The following is a 551-nucleotide window of genomic DNA, read 5'->3' as shown; positions in this document are numbered from 1 at the left end:
TAACTTCCCTCCCGAGAAGTAATGTACTCTCTGATGGCTTGCGAACCGTAAGCCTTATCGCCGATGACGTTGCTCCCTCTGATTTCCGCTTGCCCGAGCAAGGACACGGCATGGCGGGAATCGTGGTCATTGCCGGGACTGAGCAGGAGCGCCAGCGGATTGCCTAAACCATCTACTATCGCATGAATTTTCGTATTCTTGCCGCCTCTGGACATGCCAATCGCTTGAGCCCCTTTTTTCCCCCTTCCGGGGTTTTCCCTCTCCCGTTGGCACTTTGATGTACTTTGCAGGACGTGGAGTCGATAGAGAGATTTTCCATGTCGGCATCAGCGCTTAGGGCGGCAAAGATCGCCTCGAATATTCCCCGCTGTTTCCACAGCCTGAAACGTGCGTAAACTGCCTGCCATTTGCCGTAACGCTCCGGAAGATCTCTCCATGGCGCTCCACTTCTGGCAAGCCACAGAATCCCATTGATGATCCTGCGGTTATCGTATTTTGCCGGGCGTCCACGTTGACCTGATTTCGGGTGTTCGGGCGGCAGCATTCTCTTG

The 551-nt window shown here is 54.4% G+C and carries 2 protein-coding genes; both read right to left on the bottom strand.

The features are described from left to right. A partial coding sequence (locus tag D7D26_RS12950) for a transposase (protein WP_147413090.1) occupies positions 1-215 on the bottom strand: 215 nt, incomplete at its 3' end. Beyond that, positions 176-551 (bottom strand): IS5 family transposase (locus D7D26_RS12040; protein WP_120373189.1); only part of this gene is annotated, 376 nt, incomplete at its 5' end. The genes D7D26_RS12950 and D7D26_RS12040, both read right to left, overlap by 40 nt.

The organism is Pyramidobacter sp. CG50-2, from assembly GCF_003612005.1.
Lineage (GTDB): Bacteria > Synergistota > Synergistia > Synergistales > Dethiosulfovibrionaceae > Pyramidobacter.
The sequence above is the reverse complement of the archived record's forward strand: the minus strand, read 5'-3'. Positions and strand labels throughout refer to the sequence as shown.